This window comes from Kouleothrix sp. 19917 (assembly GCF_057073505.1).
In genome coordinates this window covers 1,384,254-1,408,216 of sequence record NZ_CP097099.1, presented here as the reverse complement: position 1 = coordinate 1,408,216, position 23,963 = coordinate 1,384,254, and the positions used below count along the sequence as shown (strand labels likewise).

Annotated in this window: 28 protein-coding genes, 1 tRNA gene and 1 pseudogene; 20 read left to right on the top strand and 10 right to left on the bottom strand. The window is 56.7% G+C overall.

Annotated features, from left to right (window positions below):
• Positions 1 to 46: 46 nt before the first annotated feature.
• On the bottom strand, positions 47 to 490 hold the full coding sequence (locus M1P90_RS05580) for a transposase (protein ID WP_483700973.1): 444 nt from the start codon (positions 488 to 490) through the stop codon (positions 47 to 49).
• Complete coding sequence (locus M1P90_RS05575; protein WP_483700974.1) at positions 481 to 885, bottom strand: transposase; 405 nt, start codon at positions 883 to 885, stop codon at positions 481 to 483. Before M1P90_RS05575 ends, M1P90_RS05580 begins: the two co-directional genes overlap by 10 nt.
• A gap of 266 nt (positions 886 to 1,151) precedes the next feature.
• Between M1P90_RS05575 and M1P90_RS05570 the strand changes: the two genes are divergently transcribed.
• The 5 genes from M1P90_RS05570 (at position 1,152) to M1P90_RS05550 (ending at position 5,593) form a co-directional block, all read left to right on the top strand.
• Positions 1,152 to 1,604 carry a DUF4145 domain-containing protein gene (locus M1P90_RS05570; protein WP_483701658.1) on the top strand — a complete coding sequence of 151 codons (453 nt, stop codon included), beginning with the start codon at positions 1,152 to 1,154 and terminating at the stop codon, positions 1,602 to 1,604.
• 1,258 nt (positions 1,605 to 2,862) lie between these two features.
• A complete protein-coding gene (locus M1P90_RS05565) occupies positions 2,863 to 3,591 on the top strand; it encodes a DUF5343 domain-containing protein (protein WP_483701657.1) in 729 nt (242 codons plus the stop codon).
• Positions 3,584 to 4,099 (top strand): hypothetical protein, encoded by a 516-nt coding sequence (locus M1P90_RS05560; RefSeq protein WP_483701656.1) that lies wholly within the window; start codon positions 3,584 to 3,586, stop codon positions 4,097 to 4,099. The genes M1P90_RS05565 and M1P90_RS05560 overlap by 8 nt, the downstream gene beginning before the upstream one ends.
• A 278-nt stretch (positions 4,100 to 4,377) precedes the next feature.
• Positions 4,378 to 4,980: a HEAT repeat domain-containing protein gene (locus M1P90_RS05555; RefSeq protein WP_483701655.1), complete on the top strand. Its 603-nt coding sequence runs from the start codon at positions 4,378 to 4,380 to the stop codon at positions 4,978 to 4,980.
• Between the two features lie 268 nt (positions 4,981 to 5,248).
• Positions 5,249 to 5,593: a hypothetical protein gene (locus M1P90_RS05550; RefSeq protein ID WP_483701654.1), complete on the top strand. Its 345-nt coding sequence runs from the start codon at positions 5,249 to 5,251 to the stop codon at positions 5,591 to 5,593.
• Between the two features lie 12 nt (positions 5,594 to 5,605).
• On the opposite strand, the gene M1P90_RS05545 is transcribed toward M1P90_RS05550, so the two are convergent.
• Positions 5,606 to 6,196, bottom strand: coding sequence for an IS630 family transposase (locus M1P90_RS05545; protein WP_483704608.1), 591 nt, complete (start codon positions 6,194 to 6,196; stop codon positions 5,606 to 5,608).
• Positions 6,197 to 6,201: 5 nt separating this feature from the next.
• Entirely contained in the window at positions 6,202 to 6,549 is a 348-nt protein-coding gene (locus M1P90_RS05540) for an IS630 transposase-related protein (RefSeq protein WP_483701653.1), read from the bottom strand.
• A gap of 1,058 nt (positions 6,550 to 7,607) precedes the next feature.
• On the opposite strand from M1P90_RS05540, the gene M1P90_RS05535 reads away from it, so the two are divergent.
• From M1P90_RS05535 to M1P90_RS05500, 8 genes and pseudogenes are all read left to right on the top strand, one after another.
• The gene (locus tag M1P90_RS05535; RefSeq protein ID WP_483701652.1) at positions 7,608 to 7,943 is read left to right on the top strand and encodes a double zinc ribbon domain-containing protein; all 336 of its coding nucleotides are present in this window, start codon (positions 7,608 to 7,610) and stop codon (positions 7,941 to 7,943) included.
• A gap of 226 nt (positions 7,944 to 8,169) precedes the next feature.
• The gene (locus M1P90_RS05530; protein ID WP_483696769.1) at positions 8,170 to 9,291 is read left to right on the top strand and encodes an ISAs1 family transposase; all 1,122 of its coding nucleotides are present in this window, start codon (positions 8,170 to 8,172) and stop codon (positions 9,289 to 9,291) included.
• 4 nt (positions 9,292 to 9,295) lie between these two features.
• A pseudogene (locus M1P90_RS05525) lies at positions 9,296 to 9,460 on the top strand (integrase core domain-containing protein); the annotation flags it as partial.
• A 362-nt stretch (positions 9,461 to 9,822) separates the two neighbouring features.
• Positions 9,823 to 10,077 (top strand): DUF4160 domain-containing protein, encoded by a 255-nt coding sequence (locus tag M1P90_RS05520; protein WP_483701651.1) that lies wholly within the window; start codon positions 9,823 to 9,825, stop codon positions 10,075 to 10,077.
• Positions 10,034 to 10,351, top strand: a complete 318-nt coding sequence (locus M1P90_RS05515; protein ID WP_483701650.1) for a DUF2442 domain-containing protein — start codon at positions 10,034 to 10,036, stop codon at positions 10,349 to 10,351. The genes M1P90_RS05520 and M1P90_RS05515 overlap by 44 nt, the downstream gene beginning before the upstream one ends.
• 248 nt (positions 10,352 to 10,599) lie before the next feature.
• Positions 10,600 to 10,998 carry a type II toxin-antitoxin system VapC family toxin gene (locus M1P90_RS05510; RefSeq protein WP_483701649.1) on the top strand — a complete coding sequence of 133 codons (399 nt, stop codon included), beginning with the start codon at positions 10,600 to 10,602 and terminating at the stop codon, positions 10,996 to 10,998.
• Positions 10,995 to 11,225, top strand: coding sequence for a type II toxin-antitoxin system Phd/YefM family antitoxin (locus M1P90_RS05505; protein WP_483701648.1), 231 nt, complete (start codon positions 10,995 to 10,997; stop codon positions 11,223 to 11,225). Before M1P90_RS05510 ends, M1P90_RS05505 begins: the two co-directional genes overlap by 4 nt.
• A 261-nt stretch (positions 11,226 to 11,486) precedes the next feature.
• On the top strand, positions 11,487 to 11,825 hold the full coding sequence (locus M1P90_RS05500; RefSeq protein WP_483701647.1) for a PadR family transcriptional regulator: 339 nt from the start codon (positions 11,487 to 11,489) through the stop codon (positions 11,823 to 11,825).
• Here the strand turns inward: M1P90_RS05500 and M1P90_RS05495 are convergent.
• The gene (locus M1P90_RS05495; RefSeq protein WP_483698632.1) at positions 11,822 to 13,324 is read right to left on the bottom strand and encodes a hypothetical protein; all 1,503 of its coding nucleotides are present in this window, start codon (positions 13,322 to 13,324) and stop codon (positions 11,822 to 11,824) included. The genes M1P90_RS05500 and M1P90_RS05495 overlap by 4 nt on opposite strands.
• Positions 13,325 to 13,547: 223 nt before the next feature.
• Between M1P90_RS05495 and M1P90_RS05490 the strand changes: the two genes are divergently transcribed.
• The 4 genes from M1P90_RS05490 to M1P90_RS05475 all read left to right on the top strand — a co-directional run bounded on the left by M1P90_RS05490 (position 13,548) and on the right by M1P90_RS05475 (position 17,082).
• Positions 13,548 to 13,892, top strand: a complete 345-nt coding sequence (locus M1P90_RS05490) for a hypothetical protein (protein WP_483701646.1) — start codon at positions 13,548 to 13,550, stop codon at positions 13,890 to 13,892.
• Between the two features lie 168 nt (positions 13,893 to 14,060).
• On the top strand, positions 14,061 to 14,678 hold the full coding sequence (locus M1P90_RS05485) for a nucleoside/nucleotide kinase family protein (RefSeq protein WP_483701645.1): 618 nt from the start codon (positions 14,061 to 14,063) through the stop codon (positions 14,676 to 14,678).
• Between the two features lie 187 nt (positions 14,679 to 14,865).
• Entirely contained in the window at positions 14,866 to 15,996 is a 1,131-nt protein-coding gene (locus M1P90_RS05480; RefSeq protein ID WP_483701644.1) for an ArgE/DapE family deacylase, read from the top strand.
• Positions 15,997 to 16,230: 234 nt separating this feature from the next.
• Positions 16,231 to 17,082 carry a precorrin-2 dehydrogenase/sirohydrochlorin ferrochelatase family protein gene (locus M1P90_RS05475; protein WP_483701643.1) on the top strand — a complete coding sequence of 284 codons (852 nt, stop codon included), beginning with the start codon at positions 16,231 to 16,233 and terminating at the stop codon, positions 17,080 to 17,082.
• Between the two features lie 93 nt (positions 17,083 to 17,175).
• Here the strand turns inward: M1P90_RS05475 and M1P90_RS05470 are convergent, their stop codons facing one another.
• Together M1P90_RS05470 and M1P90_RS05465 are read right to left on the bottom strand one after the other, a co-directional pair.
• Positions 17,176 to 17,691, bottom strand: a complete 516-nt coding sequence (locus M1P90_RS05470) for a putative immunity protein (protein WP_483701642.1) — start codon at positions 17,689 to 17,691, stop codon at positions 17,176 to 17,178.
• 35 nt (positions 17,692 to 17,726) lie between these two features.
• Positions 17,727 to 18,515, bottom strand: coding sequence for a TspO/MBR family protein (locus tag M1P90_RS05465; RefSeq protein WP_483701641.1), 789 nt, complete (start codon positions 18,513 to 18,515; stop codon positions 17,727 to 17,729).
• Positions 18,516 to 18,659: 144 nt separating this feature from the next.
• Between M1P90_RS05465 and M1P90_RS05460 the strand changes: the two genes are divergently transcribed.
• Entirely contained in the window at positions 18,660 to 19,679 is a 1,020-nt protein-coding gene (locus M1P90_RS05460; RefSeq protein WP_483701640.1) for an isopenicillin N synthase family dioxygenase, read from the top strand.
• A 190-nt stretch (positions 19,680 to 19,869) separates the two neighbouring features.
• Here M1P90_RS05460 and M1P90_RS05455 read toward each other — a convergent pair whose 3' ends face one another.
• From M1P90_RS05455 to M1P90_RS05445, 3 genes are all read right to left on the bottom strand, one after another.
• Entirely contained in the window at positions 19,870 to 20,880 is a 1,011-nt protein-coding gene (locus M1P90_RS05455; protein ID WP_483701639.1) for an LLM class flavin-dependent oxidoreductase, read from the bottom strand.
• 397 nt (positions 20,881 to 21,277) lie between these two features.
• Entirely contained in the window at positions 21,278 to 21,460 is a 183-nt protein-coding gene (locus M1P90_RS05450; protein WP_483701638.1) for a hypothetical protein, read from the bottom strand.
• A 136-nt stretch (positions 21,461 to 21,596) separates the two neighbouring features.
• Positions 21,597 to 22,610: a C39 family peptidase gene (locus tag M1P90_RS05445; protein ID WP_483701637.1), complete on the bottom strand. Its 1,014-nt coding sequence runs from the start codon at positions 22,608 to 22,610 to the stop codon at positions 21,597 to 21,599.
• Between the two features lie 189 nt (positions 22,611 to 22,799).
• Between M1P90_RS05445 and M1P90_RS05440 the strand changes: the two genes are divergently transcribed.
• Both M1P90_RS05440 and M1P90_RS05435 read left to right on the top strand, forming a co-directional pair.
• Positions 22,800 to 22,883, top strand: a tRNA-Leu gene (locus M1P90_RS05440).
• A 420-nt stretch (positions 22,884 to 23,303) separates the two neighbouring features.
• Positions 23,304 to 23,954 (top strand): hypothetical protein, encoded by a 651-nt coding sequence (locus M1P90_RS05435; protein ID WP_483701636.1) that lies wholly within the window; start codon positions 23,304 to 23,306, stop codon positions 23,952 to 23,954.
• Positions 23,955 to 23,963: the final 9 nt, after the last annotated feature.

Sequence of the window (23,963 nt, the reverse complement as noted above, 5' to 3'; positions counted from 1 at the left end):
CATTTTTGCTGATTATTCTGTGCTTCGATCATATTATGGAACTAAATTAAACTTCCGCGATAAGGCGGCGGAGATTAATCAGGGCGAAGGCAATATGGTGAAAGCCCAGACAATAGGCTGCTTTGCGCTCGAAGCGGACTAACAACGTCTTGAATTTGTCAATCCAGGCGAAGGTACGCTCGCTCACAAAGCGATGCTGATACACCTCAGGATTGAAAGAGCGTTTTCGTCCACGTTTCACAGTTTTGCGATTACGTTTGTTCTCGGGAATGTTGGGTTTGACGCCGCGATTCCATAACAGCTTCCGCGCTGCGCGTGTGTCAAAGCCACTGTCCATGTTGAAGATCGCACCCTGATAGTTCAAACCACAGCGTTTCAGGTCGTCGAATACCTGCTTGAGCTTCTGTACAAGCTCATAACTATCATTGTGATTGCCGGCAATCACCCCAGTTGTGGCAATAATCAAGCCATTCGCATCCGTTACCGGCAAGATGTTGCTCGTCTTGGCCTTCTTGCGACCTTGATAGGCGACTTCTTCGCCCCCTTTTTTGCAGCGCTGTGGCTGCCATCGAGGTTGAGTTCAGATAAATTCAATTCGCCCTTGACCGAAAGAATACTTGCATCAAAGAGGCGCTGGAGGCTCCCATCCTTGCTCCATTTGCGGAAATGATACGAGGGAACTTGAAAGGACATCACGGGTAGACCATCTGGCCCTTTCTCGATCGGTAATGCCGGCCAGGGGCAGCCAGTATAGAGTTTATAGAGAATGTGATTGAATATTTGATAGAGCGGTTGTTCACTCACAAAGCCGTGCTTTGCTTTTGACAGATATGCTTCAACGTATGTCTGAAATTGCAACTCGGTTAGTTCTGTCGGGATTTTCATCCAATTCTCCTGGCTTTATTCTGAGCCTCTTGCAGGCTCCTCTCTGATCCCCGCAGGGATCGTGCCAGAAGTTTAATTTAGTTCATGGAGATATACTAAACGGTATTGCTGTGGCTATTCTTAGGTGTAGACAATGCCAGATGTATAGCTCGCTAAACTTTACCGTTGTAGAGGAAGATCATATATCAGCAAGAGATTAAGAAGAATTAGAAGAGCTTCTCGCTAACAAGCCAAACATTATCTCTGCATCTATTAACCCTGATTGGATGACGACAATTAATCTATCAGGACAGTTCCCTTTTGGTAGAAATTTTCCTAAAGATATACCCGAAGATATTATACGTATTATACGCGAAGCTGGAGATTGTTTAGCTGTTGGCGCTCTGAACGCCGCTGTAGTTATGTGTCGCCGTGCTGTTGAAAAACTCGCTGCCAACTCTGGAATTAACGTTAAGGCAATGCAATTAACGAAAATCCTGGGGCAATTAAAGTCAAATGGTGATATTGATGAGGCATTATATGAAGCACTAACAGAAATAAGATATTGGGGGAATAGAAGCGCACATGCTCTTCATGAAGATGAAGGGCTTGAGATAGAACAAGCGAGAGAAATGTTTGATTTGGTCGTCCATGCAGTTGAATATGCATTCTCGAAAAGACGCCTAGAAAGTAGAACTATGAAGTTACGTCAGCGCAGAATTCCAAACACGTCAAAGTAAATAAAAGTACGCCGAACAAGGCGTTGCAGTTGACCGCTTCGCGCGCAAGATCGCCCGTTTTTTGATAGAAGCCTGAGCAGCGCGCTCGCGGCAACTGAACGCCAAGCCGTTGGGCGCGTCTTAGGCGCAAAGTCGTCTCGATCTCGAATGGCGTTTTATTGAGTTGCAGCAAAACAATGTAGTGCCACCACGAAGGAACGAATTGAGCGTGAGATAAAAGCTCGTTGTGCCGCGTGATACCGTCAACACTTTCTCAACCCCGCGTCGTACGAGCGCTCGTTGTGCTGAAGTGGTTCCAATCAGCGTTTCGCGCATTTCAAGGTGATTCGAAAGCTCGTTATGCCGCGTGGTTCCGTGCCGTGCTTTCTCAACCCTGCGTGGTACGAGCGCCCGTTGTGCTGAAGTGGTTCCGGTCAGCGTGATTCCGCCAAGCGCAGTTGCTCGTGTCGATGGAGCGTGATTGGCGTCTGCCTCAGTTTGGCTTTCTATCGAGGCTCACGCCCAACACGCGCTTGCAGCGGACGCCGCTTCGCGTCGAACGAGATCGGGGTTATTTTTCGCGCCGGTATCTGCTCCAATGTGGCAGCCATCAATCAGTGGCGGCGCCGCTAAAGCGCAACCCGTTGGGCGCGTCTTAGGCGCAAAGTCGTCTCGATCTCGAATGGCGTTTTATTGAGTTGCAGCAAAACAATGTAGTGCCACCACGAAGGAACGAATCGAGCGTGGGATGAAGGCCAGTTATGCCGTGTGGTTCCGTGTTGCGCTGTCTCAACCCCGCGTGGTACAAGCGCCCGCGTTGTGCTGATTGTGGTTCCGTTCAACGTTTGCCGCAAAGGAGCGTGGTACGAAGGCTCGTGGTGCTGAGTGTGGTCCTGTTCCAGGTTGTCTCAACCCTGCGTGGTACGAACGCTCGTGGTGCTGAAAGTGGTTCAAGTCAGCGTGATTCCGCCAAGCGCAGTTGCTCGTGTCGATGGAGCGTGATTGGCGTCTGCCTCAGTTTGGCTTTCTATCGAGGCTCACGCCCAACACGCGCTTGCAGCGGACGCCGCTTCGCGTCGAACGAGATCGGGGTTATTTTCCGCGCCGGTATCTGCGCCAATGTGGCAGCCATCAATCAGTGGCGGCGCCGCTAAAGCGCAACCCGTTGGGCGGCTATTACATGTCAAACAGATACAGAACAAATGTTCCGTATTGACTTTAATTTGGAGATAGTGCTATGATTTACGAGGATGAATAAGCGACTATCTGGAGAGTAATAATGACAGATCAGAAAAGTGATTACCCAAAAATGCCTGTTAAGCAGTGGTGGGCATTAAGAAATAGATTTAAGCAGAGTATTCCTGGAACGGTTACCGCTAGCTATCTAGCAACAGTTTTGGGTATGGAAGAAATTTCGGCTGGTAAAAACGTTTTGCCGGCATTGCGCAGAATCGGCCTCGTTGATCAGGAGGGACGGCCAACAGAACTCGCAAGACGGTGGCGCGACGATGCCGATTATCCCAGTGTCTGCGAGGAAATGAAACGAGCAGTTTATCCGCAAGAGTTAATTGATGCAGTACCAGATCCTATCAGCAATCGCAATGCTGCTGTACGGTGGTTTGCAAGAGGGGGCGCTGGAGCATCCCTAGTTGATAAGAGAGTCGCATTTTATCAAGTGCTTAGCGAAGCAGATCCTTCTAAAGGGCAGGATTCAGCAAAAACATCAAATAACGGTAAAAGCACCACCAAGAAGGAGTCCGTTACAAGAAAATCACGTCCTAGCCCTGTTATAAATAACCCTAGTGCAGACTCTAAACCAAATACTGGCAACGCTACCGAGAATACAGAACCCCACAAGAAGCAGCAGCATTCGCTTCAATCATTTGGCCCGCAGCTACACATTGATATTCAGATTCATATTTCCCCTGACGCTTCGCCTGATCAGATCGATCAAATCTTTGCAAGTATGGCCAAGCACTTATATAAGCAGGGCTTAGTAAATGAGTGATGCAGCAAAGGCCATCCTTGACACTGCAAAACAGATACAGGACGTTGTACCTAGACGCGGTCTACCTCCTAGCGACGGCACGTCAGCAGAAACTGAGCAAGTATTAGCTTACTCAATAGTTAAAGGAACTAGAGGCTATATTGAGAAGATAGTGCATCAAATTAATGGCTCATACGAACATGGCTGGTTTGATGCTTGCGCAGTCATGATACGAAGATTAATCGAAACACTTATAATAGAGGCATTTGAGAGTTACAATATTGCGAACAAAATATTCGGCCCTAACGGAGATTTTCTGTACCTACGGGATCTAATAACTGCGACCCTCAACGAAACTTCCTGGAATCTGGGGAGAAATACAAAGCGATCTCTCCCTCGCCTTAAGGATATTGGAGATCAATCCGCACATAGTCGTCGCTTCATTGCCCATCGCAGCGATATTGACAATATTGTTCCAGAACTACGAATCGTCGTTCAAGAACTTATTTACCTCGCCAAATTAAAGTAAACCACACAATCGCGAGAGCCGCCGAACAAGCCGTTGCAGCGGACGCGCTTCGCGCCCCGAGATCGGTGCTATTTTAGAACGTGATTTTGTGCTGGTTGTTGTTCCGATCTATACGGCGCGCCGCTGAACGGCAGGGCGTTCGGCGGCCTTTCGTGCCCCACGTCGCCGACTTCGGCAACCATGAGCGAGTGGTTGAGCAGATCCTTGTGAGCTTCCCCAGAACCGTTGTATAATTTATGGAGTTGGCAAGCCCAAACCAATTGCTAAGAGGTGCGTGCATGCTTAGCTCTCAGGATATTGCTGAACAATTACACCTTCTTAACACGTATCGTCAAACTTTGTCTATCTGTCTGCAACAAAGAGCTATGCACGGTGCCGCTAACGTTCCTCCAGCAACAGTACACACCATTAACGATTGTAGATCTAATATACGACGTATCAAGAAGGTCTTGCGTAATTCGAGTGTTGATGTTGAAGATTTACCAAATGACGAGGACGTAGAGGATATCACAGCACTATTGGAAAGTATAGGGGATAAGCTCATAAGTACTTCTTTTGATGATCGCATCGATGCACTAATGGACATCGCCAGATTTCGCCTTCAAGAGTATCTCGATGCAGTTGCCAATCTCCTCTTACATGATTCACTAGGTACAGTGCGAGAGAGAGCAGCTTGGACACTTGATTATCTGAATAATGCTAATGCTCTGCCAGCACTAATTCAAGCACTTGATGATCCGTCATGGTCAGTGCGTTCAGGTGCGGGATGGGCGTTGGTTCATTTAGGTCATATAGTAATACCTGCCGTTCAACGCGTTATTAGTGAGAGTTCTAATGAGGATGCGCGAGAGATGGCAATAATGGTGCTAGAGCGAATATAAAAAGTGCAATAACAGCTCATCAGACTACGAAGGCCGCCGAACAACGCGTTCCAGCCGACTCGCTGCGCTTCGCTTGCTCTACAAGATCGTTGGCATTTTGAAATCACTACCGACTTATCGATGCCGTACTCGCGCAGCGAGCGGCTGAACGCTGGCCGTTCGGCGGCTCTTTGCCGCTTCCTTCGTGAAAAGTGATATAGTTATGTGACAATGTAGAATTAAGGTTCTGCCATTTACTTACTCATGCTGTATTATGTCAAGATTTCAAATGTCACAGCATACTTCTGAAAATCAAAGAAGCAAAGATTGGTTGGAGAAAGTAAAGGAATCAGTAGCCATAGTGGGAGGCGTTACTGCAATCCTTGCCGCATTGCTATGGTATCTAGGCCGACGGTATGGGGCAGGTTTGTTCGATGTAATGCGCATTCCTCTTTACCAAGTGAAATTATCTGTATGGGATTATGGAGAAGTGTCTTGGCCCTTCATTGTGGCAGGATTAATGGCATCTTTTCTAATTATACCGTTGGTATACCGCTCATATATCAGTGAATATTCGGAAGATGCCTTTCTTCATATTATTGGCAACAGAGCCAGAAATTTCTTATTATTATAGCAGAGAGCACCATTATTGATCTGGAATGGGCCAAAGTGGGAAGCCGCAATGGGCAAAAAACGCACGAGCCTCAGCGCCTGAAATCGAGGCCAGCGCTTGTGCAATTGCTTCCTCGAGCGCCTCGCGCGTTCGTGCCTTCACTTTGCGCAGATACGCTTTCACTTTCGAAAATGCCAACTCTATCGGTGAGTAGTCTGGTGAATACGCTGGCAAGTACCACAGCCGACAGCCACGTTTCGCCAGCAACGCTGCGATCTGCCCGCCGTGATGCGCACGCGCATTGTCGAGCACAACGATCTGCCCTTCGCGTAAACTTGGCCCAAGCACCACATCAATATATGTTTCAAACGTCACCCGATTGACCCCACCAGAAACGACCAGCGCCGGTCCCATTCCGTGGGTTGTGAGGGCGGCAATCGTCGTCGTGTTGCGTGGTCGCGTGCGTGGCAGATCTTCATACACGCGCTCACCCTGCGCTGCTCGTCCATAGCGGCGTGTCAGGTTCGTGTTTGAGCCAAACTCATCAAGCACCACGATATCATCGGCGTCACAACTGCTTTGGAGTGCTTGAAATACCGCTCGGTCGAAACGGTCGCGTTCCAGCGCTTTCAGACTCTTTTTTTTCGCGTCAGTTTGAGGCGACGGATTCTGCGACCGATGGTCCAGCGCGACAGTCCTTTCTGGTGGAGGTCATTCCATTGATCAGTGTATTCTTGGAGGGTGGCATCTGGCGTTGCATCGACCAAGCCTTGGATAACCGCATCATCGTGTGGGTTGGCGGCTTGGCGCTTTCTGCCTGGGCGGCGAGCGGTGAGCGATGAGCCGTCCCGCCGCAGTTTTTGCCAGCGTTTGATGCTGCCATCGCTCACGGCGAAGATGGTGACTGCTTCAGAGCGCTTCATACCGCGTTCGATTGCGTCAAGCACTCGTTGTCTGAGATCAGTTGAATATGCCATAACGTCAGTTTACCACACGATCACTATTTCTGCTCTCTGCTATAATATTTCTTGCGATCCCTTTTGTTATTTTCTTCGGTAATATTACTGGGGCAATTAGATATATTGCGTTGATATTCTCATCTCTTTTTATATATGCTATATGTGCATATGATGCAACAACAGCTCGGCAAGGAAAAACATCAAAAATATCGGATGCGTCAAATAGAATTTTCGGACTCCTTATTGGAATATACTTGATATATCTTCTTCTAGTACTATTATCGGATTTCGCATATAGTGAAGGGGCAAGAGTAGGGCGAATCAATGCAACAGAGAGGGCCGAGGGGGTGCGATTAGTCTTGAGAGAGCCTACACTAACAGATGTACCAAGCTTTACAACAAAGACTTTCAATGGCGCAACCTTTTACATCTATGAGGATCTATATTTACTAGTTCACAATGATTGTCGTTACTTTCTCTTTCGGAGTGTAAATTCTTTATGCGAACCCGAGCAAGTTTACATTGTTCAAGAGGAACAGATAAAAGGTATTGAATATATATCAGCACCGCCGATAAAAGCGATTTGTATACCTTCAACTCAAACGCCCACATTTTCACCGTCTAATACACCAACTACTACACAATTGACGCCAAATACTCAAGTTTCATTAACACCGACGCCTTAAAATATGAAATCAATACTGATGTCGCCGCCGAACACGGCATTGCAGCCGACCGCTTCGCGCGCGAGATCGTTGGTTTTTGAGAAGCTTTGTCCAACGCGCTCGCGGCAGCTGAATGCCAAACCGTTGGGCCTTCGCTTCAACGTTTTTCCATTTGAACGATACTCCGCGAGTATCACAGTACTTTGTGCTTTTATTAATCTGTTGTCAGGCATCTCAGAATTTGGCTTTCTGATGCGACAGGCTATCAATATAACTATCCATCTGAAGGCTTCACCAAAAACTATAAGCCGGTTTCACTTTACTCTAGAGAACCCATCGGGAACTTTTTATCACCCTCAGCGTATATTCAACAGCTTTCTTTTTCTGCAATGAGTACGAAAGATATCTGCGATGAATTGCCCGACTTGCCACGAAGAGATCCTGCCAGATGCTTTTGTATGTCGCTTCTGTGGCACCTCATTGCCCGGCTCGTTTACGGGCGGCACGCAACGGCTTGCCTCCAGTATGGTGAAGACCTGTTCAAAATGCGCGTCGGTAATGGAAGTGGGTTTTCTAACCAATACAGATCATTCAAGAGATATTTATTGGGTTGCAGGATTACCAGACTATTCGTTTGGTCCAAAAAAGCTTTATGGTCAGCAACGTTTTGTATTACCTGTATATTTCTATCGATGTCAGCACTGTGGCTATATTGAAGCGTATGCACAACCAGAAACCACTTCATGAGTGGTGAAGCAACGTGAAGAGTGCATGACCGACAGGGCCAACGCATTATGAATGAAGCATAAAACGACGTTTTGTCTGTCAAACGCTTTCAGTATGGGCGAAACAAAGCAATGTGGTTCTTTATGCTGTTTTTCGTGCACTCGTGCATCAGAGTGAGCAACTCGCCATCGCGTTTCTGATGCTATAATCACCTCTCTGAATGGTTTCCAGCAGCAGGAGGTGTGTGGTGGAATTACCGACGTCGCTTTCTCGCCATTTTGGCGATCTGCCCGACCCGCGTATCGACCGCTGTAAACACCACAAACTGATCGACATCATCTCGATTGCCATTTGCGCGGTTTTGAGCAGTGCTGATGGCTGGACCGACATCGAAGCCTATGGCCACGCCAAACACGCCTTGCTGGAGCAGTTTCTCGAGTTGCCCGCTGGCATTCCGTCGCACGACACCTTCGCCCGTGTCTTTGCGCGTCTTAATCCCACCGCGTTCCAATCCGCCTTTCTCGCCTGGGTCGACACCATTCGTGCCAAACTGCCCGGCGATGTGATTGCGATTGACGGCAAAACCGAACGTCGTACCCACGACCGTGCGATCGACCTGTCGCCACTGCATATCGTCAGCGCGTTCTCGGCGGCCAATCACCTGGTTCTCGGTCAGGTTCGCGTGAACAGCAAATCGAATGAGATCACCGCCATCCCGCTGCTGCTCTCGCTGCTCGACATCAACGATTGCATCGTGACGATTGATGCGATGGGCTGCCAGGTGGCGATTGCCGAACAGATTGTGGCGCAGGGTGGTGACTATGTGCTGGCGTGTAAAGACAACCAGCCGCAACTGGCGCGCGACATTGCACGCATCTTTGCCGAGCCGATTGAAGAGGAACACCTGGATCGATGCATCATCACAATGGAAGGTCACGGACGGAGCGAACGGCGCGAATATCGCAGCTGTGACCAAGTGGAGAGCATCGTCGACCGCGCGCGCTGGTCGCAGTTGCGCTCGGTTGTAAGGGTGCATTCGACGCGCACGTGTGATGGTGTGACGAGCGAGGAGACACATTCGTACATATCAAGTTTGCCGCTGGGAGCCGAGCGGGTTGCAGACGCCATTCGGCAGCATTGGGGGATCGAAAACCGGCTGCATTGGGTGCTGGATGTGGTGTTTGCCGCCGATGACAGCCGCGCGCGAATTGGTCACTCAGCGCATAATCTGGCAATTATTCGGCACTTGGTGTTGAACCTGCTGCGCGAGGAAACGACGTTGAAGGCGAGTGTACGTCAGAAGCGGCTGCGTGCGACTTGGGACGATGCCTATGCGATGAAAGTGCTTCAGGTTGAGCCACGTCTGTAGAACATTTGTAATGCGTTGGCCCTGCTCACTCAAGTACGAGGAGGTGTATCTCCACGATTATGGCACTCCACGTGAGGCGCGGGCTGGCATCACGCGATATATCGGTTTGTACAATCATAAGCGCCCACATGAGGCGCTCGGTTACCAAACCCCAGTGACCTGGTATTTTGGAATGCCTACCTGACGGCAGATAGAGCCGACCTTGGCGCCTTCGGCGGCCCGGCATGACCTGCCCACAGCAGGCTCTACCGGAGAGAGAGCAAGTCGGCCAATCAAGTCGCTCCATTGGGCTGTGGACAGCTCACGCCAGGCGTAGTGCGGAGGCATTCTGCTCGACGCTGCTCGTCTTGACTGTCAATCGTTTTGCGCTCGCAGTCAACGGATAACTGCCGAAAAAAGTGTCTTGACAAGTTGAGCCACTATAACCACTTGCAAGACTTTCCGTCACACCCCCGTCACACCCATCATTTTTCCAGGCATATTCCCGTATGGTATAATCTGTCTTGGATGATCTGTTTGAGTAGATGTGCAATGCCAACCGCACTCCGTATCGGGCCGTACCGTTTCTATTTTTACTCGTATGATTGTGGAGAACCTCGCCACATGCATGTCGACCGCGGCCACCTGAGTGCCAAACTTTGGCTTGATCCAGACATCTATGTGGTTGATAATCACGGCTATTCGCGAAGAGAGTTACGGGAGATCGAACGGATCGCCCGCGACCATTTGGAGTATCTGCGCAATGAGTGGGACAGATTCTGCATCGGTTCTGATAGCTCCACCTAGAGCGACTCATGTTGCCATCACCGATGATACACTCACGGTCGATCTCGAAGACGGCCGCACAATTTCCGTACCAATTGGCTGGTTTCCGCGTCTTGTCCACGGAACAGAGGCCGAGCGCGCGAATGTGGAAATTGCTGGCGCAGGTTTCGGCTTGCATTGGCCAGATCTTGATGAGGATATTGGTGTTGAGGGATTATTGGTTGGACGAAAATCGAGCGAAAGCCCCGCATCATTCGCTCGGTGGTTAGAACAACGACGCACGTCCCACACCTAAAGCGTCGCATTGTCAGGTGTTTTCTCCACGATCATTGGCTCGGTATGCTCACGCGCCCAACACGGCGTTGCAGTTGACCGCTTCGCGCGCGAGATCAGTGCTATTTTGAATGGCAGTACCAAGCGCTCGTGGCGGCTAAGCGCAACCCGTTGGGCGCGTCACCATACGTTCTTCATTCAGTACCCTCTTGATCTTTCACCGTTCGCGTGTTATGGTACTTGTACAATTGTACGAGTACAGAGGCGCGTATGCTCTTAGTTATCGATACCTCCATTATCCTTGCGGTGGTGCTTAATGAACCCACTAAATCTGAACTTGTTCGTCTCACAACCGGCGCTGAGCTTGTCGCCCCTCTTTCTCTTCACTGGGAAATTGGGAATGCGCTCTCTGCGATGATCAAGCGCGAACGCATTACGCTTGCTGAAGCACGTCAAGCTCTACTTGAATATCAAAAGATACCCATTCGTTTTCTTGATGTTCCACTTGATGATACTGTGCTTGTTGTCGAACAACATCAGATTTACGCCTATGATGCCTATTTCATCGTCTGTGCCCGCCAGCAATCGTGCTCACTTATCACCCTTGATAGAGGGTTGAAGACAGCTGCTCGTGCCGCCCAGATTAGCGTTGTGGAGATAACACCATGAAGAGCTATACGTTTTCCGAAGCTCGCCAAAATTTTGCCGCAATTCTTGAGCAGGCGCGACGAGATGGAGCGGTACGTATTCAGCGTCGTGATGGGCAGAGTTTTGTCTTGACGCCGGAACCGCAAACAGCATCACCGCTGGATATTCCCGGTGTTCAGTTACATCGCCCAATAACACAACAAGAACTGCTCGAAAGTATTCAAGAAAGCCGCCGGAACTACGAATAATCTTGTACTACTAGGCTGACGTCCAACGGGTTGCGCTTGCAGCGGACGCCGCTTCGCGCGCGAGATCGTGCCGTTTTTGAGGTTATCTTGTGGCGCGCTTGCGGCGCCGCTAAAGCGCAACCCGTTGGACGTCAGCCATTTCCCTCTCTGCCCAATCTCCCGTTTATTGACTCTTGACACTGTCGCTCCTCTCGTCTATTATTACGTGAAACGGTATATCGCGAAACGGTATATACTCGGCTGATTTGCAGGAGCTGTCACATGGTCGATGGCGAACCGCTTGGACGTTTTCTCGAACCCGCTCTGCTTATTCTCATCAGTTTGGCTGATGGTCCCAAGCATGGCTATGCCATGATGGAAGATATTGAGCAGCTGTATGCTGTCCGCCTTGGTCCTGGCACGCTGTATGCCGCTTTGGCTCGGCTTGAACGTCAGCAGCTGATTACGCCGCTGCCTACCGAAGACCGACGCCAGCCGTATCAACTCACCGATGCTGGAAAACGCCTGCTCCACACACAGCTTTCGCACATTCAATCAATTGCGGTAATTGGATTGCAACGATTAGACATGGTTTGTAGGTACTTTACAGTTTGTGATTAGGCGGCCAGCGTCCACTCAGGCATCAGATGCGCTGGTGAATGCTCCGTGCTGGCTGGTGGATAGCCTAATGCCACCAGCCAGTCAGTCGGCGCATCGCGCATCCCGCTCAGATGCAGCGGGCTCTGACCTTTATGCTTCCCACGAGTAAACACACGATGGTTGTGCCAAACTGCCAGCAACGCCAGCATACCGTTTGTCAGCCTTCGCCGCACCGCCAGATGTGGGCGCAGGATGCTATGCCACCGCTCCACCGCGCTCGAAACCTGCACCGCCTCCTGCCAGGCTGTCAGCAGCACTCGCGCCGCCGCACGCCAGTCCACTGGCACCGCCGCTATCACCTCCGCATCGGTCCACGCCAATTCCTTCCGCCTCAGCCAAGCCCATCCCAGCAGCGCTTGCCGCTCGGCTGCCAGCACTCCACTCAGCTCCTGCTGCACCTGCTGCACCTGGGCACCAAAACTCAGCAGCTTTGGCATTTGCCTCCGAATGCGGCGCGCCAGGCGCCCCAGTTCGGCCTGCTGCTCTCCCGCGCTGCTTTCTGCCAATTCGTCCAACAAGCTCAGCAGCGCGTCCAGTTCGTCTTGCCGCTCGGCCAAGCTCAGCAACCGCTTGCGCCCGACCACCACCACCGCCAGCAATCGATGCAACTCGTCGGTCAAATAGGCCAGCGCAGCGACACCATCGGTCGCTGCCGCCAATTCCTGGCTGTGGCTCTCAAGCGTGCGCTTGGTCGGCCGACCGCGCTGACGTGTCCCAAGCTCGAGGCAGGCAGCTTGGCGCTCAACTGCCGCTGTACGCGCGTGCATCTGGCTCAGGCGGCGCTGCAGGCGAGCCTGCACCAGCGAGCAGGCTTGGAACAGATGCCAGTGGTCGAGTTGCACCAGCACATCGGGCGTGACGTGCTGGCAGGCGCTGTGCATGGGTGCGCCATCGTCCATCACAACCCGCTCCCATCGCAGGCCACGCTCCTGCAAGCTCCACAACAGCAAGGTCCAACTCTCGGTATCGACCGCCAGCGGTCCTTCAGAGGCCCAAACTGCGCCGCTGTGCACATCGACCACGTTCAGATAGGCGGCTCGACCGTGAGCGGGAAAGATTTCGTCGAGCGCCAAGGCGCGAGTGGAAGAAGGAAGGTGCGTGTGCATCCAGGTCAGAGCGCGCTGCTGAGCCTGGTGCAGGACTGCGACGATGGTGGGCAAACTGAGGCCCTGTCCGAGCAATTCCTGGGTCGCGGCTTGAATGCCACGCTGAGAGGCATGCGCGATCCACAGCGTCAGAATGTGGCGAGCGCTGGAGCGGGCAGGCGCGTGAGCAGACGGCGGCGAAAAGGCAGCCGTGATGGCGCGTCGGGCGTGCTCGCGCCAAGCATACAAGGTCGGGCGCGAGACGTGATGTATGCGGCTGAGGCGTGTCACGATACCATACTCGCCTTGATGTGCCAGCAGCAGCGCTGCGGATTGTGCACGCATCTCGGGCGTGCTAGGATGTGTGCGACCCATTGGGTTCTCCCTAGTGATTGGTTGTGGTTGGCCCTTCAACCATACCACTAGGGAGTTTGTCTGTCAGCAGGCAGGGAAAGACTGTAAAGCTGGCTTGGTCTGCCTGAAACCATGTCTTAGCATGAAATACTGGCTTATTTGCCTGTATCCTCGTTCTTGGCGTCGACGATACGAAGCCGAGTTTCGTGCTCTTCTCGACCAGCGCACACTCAGCGTATGGGATATGATCGATATTGCACGTGGCGCGCTCGACGCCCATTGGTTTGCCATCAAGACGCAACAGGAGCAAAGAATGGTTACGCTAACCCTCACGTTTCGTCGTCGTACGATGATGCCTTTTCTGATTGCTTTGCTTGGCTATACCTTGAGTTATGGCGCCTGTCGTGCGGAAGGTATGCTCGTCCATACGGCACAAAACCGGTATACGCCACTCAGCCAGCACATGATCACCGAAGCGGGCGTGAATTTCTCCCGACCAACGGCGCCACTCGCGCTTTTCTATCTCCCGCTTCGGCTTGTCGAGAGCGCGGCCTGGCCAATGATTGATCATGTGACACACCAGCCGTAATTCCAAAACAGCCGTCCAACACGCGCTTGCAGCGAACGCCGCTTCGCGCGCAAGATCGCCCGTTTTTTGAGAGAAGCCTATGCAGCGCTCGCGCTAACTGAACACCAAGCCGTTGGGCGCTTCCCTCTGAAGCAGCTTGCACTGCGCATGCAGAAAACTGGATGTGCGATGTCTCAATCAAGCAAGTCAAGCTATGTAATCGCTCTCGCCGGTCCTTCTGGTGTGGGCAAATCGACACTTCTGCACGAATTATCTGTGCGTTTCGGTGGTGCAGTGGTGCTACGGATTGATGAGTACGAGGCAACCTCTACATTCCCCGATACGGCCGAATGGCTCGCTAATGGAGCCGACCCCAATGCGTTTCTCTCACCGCAATTTGTTGCTGATCTGCACGCTTTACGTTCTGGCAATACAATCGTCGCGCCCGATACCACTGTCTGCATCCAGCCCACCCACGTTCTGCTTGTGGAAGAACCATTTGGCAAAGCGCGTGACCAAATGCGTGATTTGATTGATTTTGTGGTTCACGTTGATATTCCGCTTGAAATCGCGCTCGCCCGCAAGCTGCTTCGCCAAAACGCCTTCTTGCCCTGGGAGCAAAACCCGGATGTATTTATCGACCACCTGCGCGAGTTTTTGATGTGGTATTTGAGTGTCGGCAGAGCGTTTTATATTGCAGTCAGAAAGCGCGTTTTGGAACAGTGTGATCTCGTGGTCGACGGTACCAGTTCAACCGAAGCAATCGTGGAAATGATCGTGAGTGCTGTGCAAACCAAACAACCGTAGTGCTCCCAGCAGGGCGCGCCCAACACGCGCTTGCAGCGGATAAAGCTATTACGAACTTCTCGCCGAAGCGGGTGTAGCCTGCAAACATTCGTAAGCGCGCAACCTAAAGCACGATGGTGAGGATGAATGCTGTCTCTGCGACCTTTCTGGCCTAACGTACCCGCTTTTCGTTATTAAGGAAACCATTATGGATGCGCTTGAGCGCCTGCTGGCCGACTTGGTGGCAATCGATTCGGTCAACCCTGCGCTGGTGCCGGGCGGCGCCGGCGAGGGCGCAGTAGCCGCGTTTGTGGCCGAATGGCTGCGCGCGGCCGGGCTGGAAGTGCACCTCGACGAAGTTCGCCCCGGCCGGCCGAATGTCGTCGCGCGGTTGCCGGGCAGTGGCGGCGGGCGCACGCTGCTGCTGAACGGCCACATCGACACGGTTGGTGCGGCGGGCATGGCCGCGCCGCACCAGCCCGAGCTGCGCGGCGGGCGCATGTATGGGCGTGGCGCCTACGACATGAAGTGCGGCGTCGCGGCCTGCATGCTTGCCATTGCCCAGGCCCGCCATTCCCCCCTGCGCGGCGACGTGATTTTCACGGCGGTGATGGACGAGGAGCACGCCGGCCTGGGCACGCTCGACGCCGCCGCGCGCTACCACGCCGACGCCGCGCTGATCGCCGAGCCGACCGAGCTGGCGCTGGTGGTGGCGCACAAAGGCTTTGTCTGGCTGGAGATCGAGACGCAAGGCGCGGCGGCGCACGGCTCCATCCCCGGCGCGGTCGACGCAATTGCCCAGATGGGCAAGGTGCTGGTCGCGCTCGATGCGCTCAACCGCCGCCTGCTGGCCCGGCCCAGCCACCCGCTGCTCGGCAGCGGCTCGCTCCACGCCTCGCTAATCAGCGGCGGGCAGGAGCTGTCGTCCTACCCCGAGCGTTGCGTGCTAGCCATCGAGCGCCGCACCGTCCCCGGCGAAACGCCCGCCGCGGTCGCGGCCGAAATCACGGCGCTGGTCGAGTCGCTCGCCGCCGACAACCCGCAGTTCCGCGCGGTGGTGCGCCCCGGCCTCGATCGCCCGCCCATGGAAACGCCCGCCGATGCGCCCCTGCCGGCCCTGCTGCGCGAACACGCCGCCGCCGTGCTGGGCCAGCCCGTGCCCGTGCAGGGCGTGCCCTACTGGACCGACGCGGCCTCGCTGGCGGCGGCCGGCATTCCCACCGTGCTGTTCGGGCCATCGGGCGCGGGCGCGCACGCGCTCGAAGAGTGGGTCGACATGGCGAGCGTGCAGCAGTGCGCCACGATCTACGCCCGGCTTATTCGGGCCTTTTGTGCCTGAAAATGTAGATGAATACTATACAAATAATCACCATGACACTGGTGCCCAATAGCAGCACCGAGTCTTTGTGACGTTCCGAATGCCTCTGTGTCTCTGTGCCTCTGTGGTAAACGTTTCTGGCTTTCTTGTAAGGTGTTGAGCTTGGCATTGCTCTTTCGGCTCTTGGTGCCTTGGTGTCTTGGTGGTAAAGGCGGTTAGTTTTGGAAAAAGAAGGCTTGAGCGGAGTGTAAGGCCATGCTGTTTTGCCCCGCCCCTGGCACAGTCTATATTGTTGGCGCGGGGCCAGGCGCGCCCGACTTGCTGACCCTGCGGGCACAAACGGTGCTCGGTGCCGCCACGCTGGTTCTTCCCGCCGACCCAGTCGCCGCCGCTGTGCTCCAGGCCGTCGCCCCCAACGCGCCAACCGGGAGCACAGAATTACCGCCCGCCGCGCAATATGCGGCCCTGGCCGGGCACGCTGCCGCTGGCGGCATTGCCGTGCTGCTCCTCAGTGGCGACGCGATTCGGGCGGGCGCGGCTGCGGGCCGTGCGCTCGCTGCGCTTGGCGCGCACAGTGAGATCGTGCCGGGCGTGCCCGCGCCAACGCCCACGCTCCCATCCCCTCCCGCCATACCCGCCGCCGTCTACCCGATCACGCTCACCGGGCTGCGCGGCGCACGCTGCGTGGTGGTGGGCGGCGGGCCAGTCGCGGCGCGCAAAGTCGCCGGGCTGCTGGCGGCTGGCGCGGCGGTGCGCATCATCAGCCCGGCCCTCACCGCCGAGCTGCGCGCCCTGGCCGACGCCGGGAAGCTAGAGTGGGATCCGCGCCCCTTTGCGGCGGGCGATCTGGCCGGCGCGCGGCTGGCGTTCGCTGCCACCAACCAGCGCGCCGTGAATGCCAGCGTGGCGCAGGAAGCCACTCGCTTCAATATTTTATGCAATGTTGCTGACGCGCCGGCCGAGGGTGATTTTCATGTGCCAGCGGTGCATCGCGCGCCCGGCGCAACAATTGCCGTCAGCACACACGGCACCGACCCGTCCGGCGCGCGGCGGCTGCGCGACCACCTGGCGCTCTGGCTGGAGGAACAGAAGCCTGATTCATCATAGGATGGACTGTGCCGATTTATAGCGCTTGCGCAGAACAAAACTCTGTGCTCTCTGTGTTCTCTGTGGCTCTATCTGCAATGCAAGCAGCGCCCCTCAGCACTCGAACACCTGCCAGCAGATCGCATTGCGCAGGCGCTGGTCGTCCAGCACAAGCTCGCGGATCGCATCGGGAAGCTGTTCGCGCTGCCAGCGGCACTCGAGCCGGCCAGCCTGCTCACTCTCGCCGCGGGACGCGGCTTCACGCGCGGCGCGGATGGCGTAGGCCGCAGCGCCAAGCTCATGCGCGGCGACATGCGCCACCACCCCGGCCTGCCCGGCAGCAAAGGCAGCATTCCGGGCGGCACCGCGCAGCGCCCGCGCCGCAGCCATGGCATGCCCGCCCGCCGCCCGCGCCTCGGTCATCGTAATCTCGCCGCGCACCCACGCCCGAACCTGCTCAATCGCCTGGCGCGGGCGCGGGTCGGCGGGCTGCACCGCCTCGAAAAAGGGCAGAACGTGCTCGGCGCACGCGGCCGCCCACAGCGCCAGCAACTGATGCTCGGCATCGGTGAGCGTGCCGCCGCGACGGATTGTGATAAAACGCGGGTCGCGCTGTTTGGGAAGGATCACGGCTGCGCCTTTCTGCACCTTCGGCCCAGGCCGTATTATAGCGCCCGCGCCCGCTCGTCGCGCCCAAAACCGCCGCGCAGCTTTTCCACCAGCGTATAGGCCGCCACCAGCCCAATCACCGCCGCCATCGCCCAGGCCGTGTTTGCCACCAGCGGCACCGCAGCATGCTTGATCGCCACCGCCACCAGCGCCCACACAATCACCAGCGCGTAGGCCGCGTCGCCAAAGCGCCGCGCAATCGTCGTCGCAATCACCGCCGCCACCACAAACAGCAGCGCCGCCAGCGCCGCGCCAAGCGTGCCAGTGTCCTGCCAGCCGGCCGCATACAGCACCACCGTTGCGTTCACAATCGTCGCCACCGTGATCCAGCCCATATACAGGCTGAATGGCAGCCGCACCAGCCAGCGCTCGGCCGTGCTGGGCTGCTCACCACCGGCGCGCAACCGCCCGTAAATGCCGATCAAGGTGCCAAGCAGCACCAGCATGCACAGCATATTAACGCTCAGAATCTCGTAGTGCCAGGTGAAGATCCAGCCAATATTCGCCAGGCAGCTTAGCAGAAACAAGGGCGTGATCCGGCCAATGCGCGGGTTTTCGCGCTGGCTGGGCAGCGCCTGATAGATCGCAAAGCCAATCAGGGCGGTGTAGATGATGCTCCAGATCGAAAAGGCGTAGCCGGCCGGCACCGTCAGAATCGGGTACTGGTCGGAAAGCTGGCCGGTGTCCTTGCCATTCAGTGGCAGCGAAATCGCCAGCCAGTTGACGAGCAGGGTGGCCGCCAGGGCCACAATATTCAGCGTTGTGCGCAGCAAACCGGGTTTCATAGTTCCTCCTTCAAATTTCTTCACTGACACACATACGCATTTCGTGTGAAAACGGCTCTCGCCCGCACGCCTTCGGTTTGACACGCCCCGCCGCCGCTCGTACACTACGCGAACGCGAATTTACCCAACAAGCGAGGAACTGCTATGACAGCGACACAATGGTCGGCCCTGCCCGTGCTCGACATCCGCCGCCTCGATGCGGGCGCAGACGAGCGCGCGGCGCTGCTGGAAGAGGTGCGGCGCACCGCCTACGATCTCGGCTTTTTCTACATCACTGGCCACGGCGTCGAGCAGGCGCTGATCGACCAGACGCTGGCGCTCTCGCGGCGCTTTTTCGCGCTGCCCGAAGCCGACAAGCTGGCGGTCGAGATGATCAACTCGCCGCATTTTCGCGGCTACAACCGCAAGGGCATGGAAATGACGCGCGGCCAGCGCGACTGGCGCGAGCAGCTCGACATTGGTGCCGAGCGCGAGGCCCTGGCCCGCGAACCGAATGCGCCGGCATGGGCGCGGCTGCGTGGCCCGAACCAGTGGCCCGCCGCCCTGCCCGAGCTGCGCGACACGCTGCTACGCTACCAGGCCGCCGTGAGCGACCTTGCGATTCGCATGATCAAGCTTTTTGCCGTTGCGCTGGGCCAGCCCGAAGATGTGTTCGAGCAGATCTACACGCCCGAGCCACACTACCTGATGAAGATTATTCGCTACCCCGGCCGCGACCAGACCGAGGGCGACCAGGGGGTTGGCGCGCACAAGGACGGCGGCTTTGTGACCATTCTGCTGCAGGAAACGCAGGAGGGCTTGCAGGTCAAGCACGAGGGCGGCTGGATCAGCGCGCCGCCGATGCCGGGCACCTTTGTGGTGAATATTGGCGAAGTGCTCGAGCTGGCCTCGAACGGCTTCTTGCGCGCCAACGTCCACCGCGTGGTTACGCCGCCCGCCGGCACCGATCGCATGTCGGTGGCATTTTTCTTTGGCGCGCGGCTCGACGCAACCGTGCCGCTACTCGATCTGCCGCCCGAACTGGCGGCCGATGCGCGTGGCCTCACCCGCGACCCCATGAATCCGCTGTTCCGCGAGGTTGGCAAGAACCACCTGAAGAGCCGGCTGCGCTCGCACCCCGACGTGGCCGCACGCCACCACCCCGACCTGCTGGAAGGTGCGTAGTTTGAGTTGCAGGTTTGAAGGGCAAACGATTGAGCCACAGAGAACACTGAGAGCACTGAGCAAGAAAACCAATCTCAGTTCCCTCTATGCGCTCTGTGGCTCAACCACTCTGCTCTTTACGCCTGTTGCGTTCTTTGCGGTAAAACTTCTGGTCATCGGTAGTCGGTCGTCGGTCATCCGCCAACGGCACTCACGCCGCAGCAACCTCGGCGAGCCAGCGCTCGGCCAGCAGCTCCAGGCTGTGGGCGCGCTCGCCCAGGCCGTGCGTGAAGCCCGCGATCATCAGCTCGTTCGCGCCGGTCTGCTGGGCGAGCGACTCCAGCCGCGCAATCGCCGCGTCGGGCGTGCCAATGATCTGGTTGGTGGGCATGCTGCGCGCCGTCGCAAGGTCGGGGTGGCGGGCAGCGTCTTCGGGCGACATCAGCGGGATGAAACGACCGGTGCGGATGGCGAGGCGCATGAGCTGGCCCGGCGCGGCGAACCATGCCGCCTGCTCGTCGGTGTCGGCGGCGAGCACGCTGGCCGTCACAATCGCATACGGTTCGCTCAGCGCCACCGAGGGGTTGAAGCTGTCGCGGTAGATCGCCAGCGCCTGCAAGGTGCCGCCCATGTCGAAGTGGTGCGCAAAGGCGAAGGGCAAACCCAGGTGGCCGGCCAGCTCGGCGCTGTAGCCGCTGGAGCCGAGGAGCACAATTTCCGGCGTGCCCACTGCGGCGGGCGTGGCCGAAAAGCGCGTCCACAGGCCCTCGGATGCGCGCCGGTCGCCCAGCAGCCCCATCAGGTCGATCAAGTGGCGCGGGAAGTCTTCGGCGGCCAGCGCGCCAGGCGAGCGGCGCAGCGCGGCGGCGGTGGCCGGGTCGGTGCCGGGCGCGCGGCCAATGCCCAGGTCGATGCGGCCGGGGTGCAAAGCTTCGAGCATGGCGAACTGCTCGGCCACCACCAGCGGCGGGAAGTTCGGCAGCATCACACCGCCCGAGCCGACGCGCAGGGTCGTGGTTGACGCCGCAAGGTGAGCGATCAGCACGGCCGGGTTGGTGCTGGCGACGCTTGGCATATTATGGTGCTCGGCGACCCAGAAGCGCGTGTAGCCCAGCGCCTCGGCGCGCTGCGCCAGCGCGGTGGTGGCGGCCAGCGCGTCGCCAGTGGTCGCGCCCGCGCTCACCGTCGCCAGATCGAGCACCGAAAGAGGGATTCGTTTCATGATGGTTCTCCGTGGGAATGCCGACCTTCAGCATTCGCGGGGCATTATACACCCGTGGGCGCGGAGGGTGACGGGGTGAGTTTGCAGGTTGCAGGTTTTGAAAGTTACATGTTGAGTCTGCACCGACATGCAACCTTCCAACTTTCAATCCGGAACCCCGGCGCTCTTTGCCGTGGAACATCCTGCCGTCGGTTATTAACCGCCGCTTGTGGCGTGCAGCGTGTTTAGCAGGCAAAGCCGCCTGGGCACCTGCGCCCGCGCCAAACCTGGCATGGCTTTGCTATCGGGCAAACGCGCCGAAACGGCGATGACTTCTTTTTCCATATTCTCGAACCACGGCGCACGGGCACAAAAAAGCGGCGGCGCAGTTTCCCGCGCCGCCGCCGAGTATATAGGTTTATTCGCCGTAGCCTTCGCTCATGACGTGGCGATACAGACGTTGCAGAAGCGACATCGACAAAGCCTCGCCTTCCTCCCCTTCCTCGCGACCCGGCAGCGGTTGCTGCTCTTCGTACTGGCGGCGCAGCCGGCTGATCAGGTTATCAACGTAGGCGCGCTTGGCATCGGTATCGGTATTCATGTTCTTGCTCCCTGTAACGATAGCAGCAGTGTTTGCTGGCATGTACCACGTCAGTGTAGCACAGGTGCGGCGCCATTCGCCATACATATTCTGGACGAACCGTTAGCACGGTTGCTACTTTGCTTATAGGCAAGAACTATGCCAGCGCCGGCACCGGCCAGCCACGCGGGTGAATGACGTAGGCCGTGCCGCTCGGCTTGCCCTGCCAGGCGCGCTCAAGCTGCGCAGCGTTGTAAAGCCGGCGCACCTCGGCCTCGCTGTCGCCGCGCGGGTCGGCCACAATCGCGTGCCCCGCGCCATCGAAGCCGGCGAGCACCAGCAAATGCCCGGACGAGCGCGGGATGGGCGCATTGTCGAGCGTGCCCGGCTCCCACGCGGCGCTGATCGCGAGCGGCACACCCGCCTCCAGCCAGGGCGCAAGCTCGGCCAGGCTGGCGAAGCGTGCCACATAGGCATCCAGCCCCAGGCCGCCGGCCAGCGCGGTGTTAAACGGCCAGTTGCCATGGCCATCGTAGGCCGGGTCGTACACCTGCGGGGTGGCGATCTCGGCCACGGCGCGGCGCTCGGCGAAGGGCAGCAGGGCCGGGTCGGCGGTGCGGGCCTGCCAGTAGGCCAGCAGCATGCTCAGCGCCGTCGGGCTGCAAATATTCGGGCCGTCGGGGTAGTCGAGCTGGGCCCGCGGCGGCACCACAAGCTCAATTGCGGGCAGGGCCGCGTCGTGGGCAGGCGCATCGCCCGCGCCGCTCAGTGCCACCGACACGCGCGCCAGCGCGGGCATGCCAGCCGCGCCGCCGTGGAGCAGCACGCGCAGCTGGATGGCGGCGGCTGGCGCGGCGAGAATAAGCGTGTCGGTCGCCACGTGCCCGTCGGCGTCGCGCTGGGCTTCGAAGCTGGTGCGCGCGCTCGCGGTGGCGGCCGCGTCCCAGCGCGCCATCTGGTAGAACGCGCTCCAGCGTTCGCCACACTGCGCGCGCATATACACTTCGACCCAGCTGCCGGGCGGGGTGGCCGCGCACCACGACGGTACCGCCTGCTCGAAGGGTGCGGCTGGGCGCGCAACCGGGCCGGTGAACTGCGTCGCGCCATCGATGGTTTCAGCGGCCCAGCCGCTGGCCGCGCCGAACGTTTGCCAGGAAAAAAATCCGCGCATACAAACTCCGTAAAGGGCGTATTGCTATACGCCCAGACCACAAGGGCGTATTGCTATACGCCCAGACCACAAGGGCGTATTGCTATACGCCCAGACCACAAGGGCGTATTGCAACCTGCGAACCTGCAACAGAAAGAATTGTAGCATGTGTTGCATCGGCGGCGGCGCTATGCTACAATGCGGCAAATTGGGGACGTGGCGAAATGGCAGACGCGCAAGTCTTAGGAACTTGTGGAGCAATCCGTAAGGGTTCAAGTCCCTTCGTCCCCACCAGATAGCTTCCTGCTGAATAAAATGCCTTTGCCAAAAAAAACATTTGGCAAAGGCATTTTTGTGCGTTTGAGCAGAAAATACGCGCATAAAGCAGCTTTCACCCTATTATATATTCTCGCACGCTTCAGATTTCATCCGCGCCTCTCGAATCTCCGAATACCCCTCGTAGCGTTTTGTATATATGCCGCCTATCGATTTGCAGGAAACTCGCGAAAGAAGAGTGTTGGGCGTACACGGCAGTGCTAAATCGTTTGTAAGGGCGGCAAAGCTGTGCTATATTCTCGACGAGAATAAACCACCCTACTTGCAATGGCGCATCATGAAAACCGAGGCACCAGCCGATACTCTTTTCCGCCTGGCATTTCTGGCCGCGCTGAGCAATCCCTTGAACACTACTCATCAAAAGGCACAATATCCTATATGCCCTATCAAAATCGCGTTAACCCATACGGCCAGCTCGTTGCCACAGCTGCTCGCGGGACACTGATGGGCAATCGTGGCTGCCTGCACGACCAAGCTGATCACCCTCGGCGCCAGTACGCCGTGCGCCGCTGGATCATCTGCGTGTTTGATTTCAAGGGACAACAGCGCGAGCCGATGCCGCCCGGACAGTACACATCCTTGTTCTTTTTAGACGAGGTGACCGCGCTGGCCGCTGGTCACCGCCCCTGCGCCGAATGTCAGCGCGAGCGTTTCGTCGCGTTCTGCCGATATTGGGGTGCTGCGAATGCGGAGAGTACCGGTGGCTTAGCGCCAGGCGCGGATGCAATTGACGCCATGCTACATGCGGAACGAATCAGCACGCACTTCTACCAGCGCGACAAAGTGAAGCAGACCTACACCGAGCAGCTGGGCGATTTGCCCGATGGTACGATGGTAGAGCTGGACGCCAGCGGATCCTCGTATCTTGTACTCGGGAATGCGCTCGTTCCCTGGTCGTTTGAAGGCTATGGTCAGCCCATCACTCGACCTGCAATGACGGTCAAGGTTCTTACGCCGCGCTCAACCGTCCGCGCAATTGCGCAGGGCTATGCTCCTGGTATTCATATGTCGGCGTTTCTGGCACGATGATCATTCATC

Excerpts from the sequence above, each read along its gene's own strand:
- M1P90_RS05490 (WP_483701646.1), top strand. The coding sequence starts at position 13,548 with ATGATCGATATTGCACGTGGCGCGCTCGACGCCCATTGGTTTGCCATC.
- M1P90_RS05510 (WP_483701649.1), top strand. The coding sequence starts at position 10,600 with ATGCTCTTAGTTATCGATACCTCCATTATCCTTGCGGTGGTGCTTAAT.
- M1P90_RS05570 (WP_483701658.1), top strand. The coding sequence starts at position 1,152 with ATGACGACAATTAATCTATCAGGACAGTTCCCTTTTGGTAGAAATTTT.
- M1P90_RS05465 (WP_483701641.1), bottom strand. The coding sequence starts at position 18,515 with ATGAAACCCGGTTTGCTGCGCACAACGCTGAATATTGTGGCCCTGGCG.
- M1P90_RS05505 (WP_483701648.1), top strand. The coding sequence starts at position 10,995 with ATGAAGAGCTATACGTTTTCCGAAGCTCGCCAAAATTTTGCCGCAATT.
- M1P90_RS05515 (WP_483701650.1), top strand. The coding sequence starts at position 10,034 with ATGAGTGGGACAGATTCTGCATCGGTTCTGATAGCTCCACCTAGAGCG.
- M1P90_RS05555 (WP_483701655.1), top strand. The coding sequence starts at position 4,378 with ATGCTTAGCTCTCAGGATATTGCTGAACAATTACACCTTCTTAACACG.
- M1P90_RS05550 (WP_483701654.1), top strand. The coding sequence starts at position 5,249 with ATGTCACAGCATACTTCTGAAAATCAAAGAAGCAAAGATTGGTTGGAG.
- M1P90_RS05500 (WP_483701647.1), top strand. The coding sequence starts at position 11,487 with ATGGTCGATGGCGAACCGCTTGGACGTTTTCTCGAACCCGCTCTGCTT.
- M1P90_RS05520 (WP_483701651.1), top strand. The coding sequence starts at position 9,823 with ATGCCAACCGCACTCCGTATCGGGCCGTACCGTTTCTATTTTTACTCG.
- M1P90_RS05575 (WP_483700974.1), bottom strand. The coding sequence starts at position 885 with ATGAAAATCCCGACAGAACTAACCGAGTTGCAATTTCAGACATACGTT.
- M1P90_RS05565 (WP_483701657.1), top strand. The coding sequence starts at position 2,863 with ATGACAGATCAGAAAAGTGATTACCCAAAAATGCCTGTTAAGCAGTGG.
- M1P90_RS05445 (WP_483701637.1), bottom strand. The coding sequence starts at position 22,610 with ATGCGCGGATTTTTTTCCTGGCAAACGTTCGGCGCGGCCAGCGGCTGG.
- M1P90_RS05435 (WP_483701636.1), top strand. The coding sequence starts at position 23,304 with ATGCCCTATCAAAATCGCGTTAACCCATACGGCCAGCTCGTTGCCACA.
- M1P90_RS05460 (WP_483701640.1), top strand. The coding sequence starts at position 18,660 with ATGACAGCGACACAATGGTCGGCCCTGCCCGTGCTCGACATCCGCCGC.
- M1P90_RS05455 (WP_483701639.1), bottom strand. The coding sequence starts at position 20,880 with ATGAAACGAATCCCTCTTTCGGTGCTCGATCTGGCGACGGTGAGCGCG.
- M1P90_RS05560 (WP_483701656.1), top strand. The coding sequence starts at position 3,584 with ATGAGTGATGCAGCAAAGGCCATCCTTGACACTGCAAAACAGATACAG.
- M1P90_RS05485 (WP_483701645.1), top strand. The coding sequence starts at position 14,061 with ATGTCTCAATCAAGCAAGTCAAGCTATGTAATCGCTCTCGCCGGTCCT.
- M1P90_RS05535 (WP_483701652.1), top strand. The coding sequence starts at position 7,608 with ATGAATTGCCCGACTTGCCACGAAGAGATCCTGCCAGATGCTTTTGTA.
- M1P90_RS05450 (WP_483701638.1), bottom strand. The coding sequence starts at position 21,460 with ATGAATACCGATACCGATGCCAAGCGCGCCTACGTTGATAACCTGATC.
- M1P90_RS05480 (WP_483701644.1), top strand. The coding sequence starts at position 14,866 with ATGGATGCGCTTGAGCGCCTGCTGGCCGACTTGGTGGCAATCGATTCG.
- M1P90_RS05475 (WP_483701643.1), top strand. The coding sequence starts at position 16,231 with ATGCTGTTTTGCCCCGCCCCTGGCACAGTCTATATTGTTGGCGCGGGG.
- M1P90_RS05540 (WP_483701653.1), bottom strand. The coding sequence starts at position 6,549 with ATGGCATATTCAACTGATCTCAGACAACGAGTGCTTGACGCAATCGAA.
- M1P90_RS05495 (WP_483698632.1), bottom strand. The coding sequence starts at position 13,324 with ATGGGTCGCACACATCCTAGCACGCCCGAGATGCGTGCACAATCCGCA.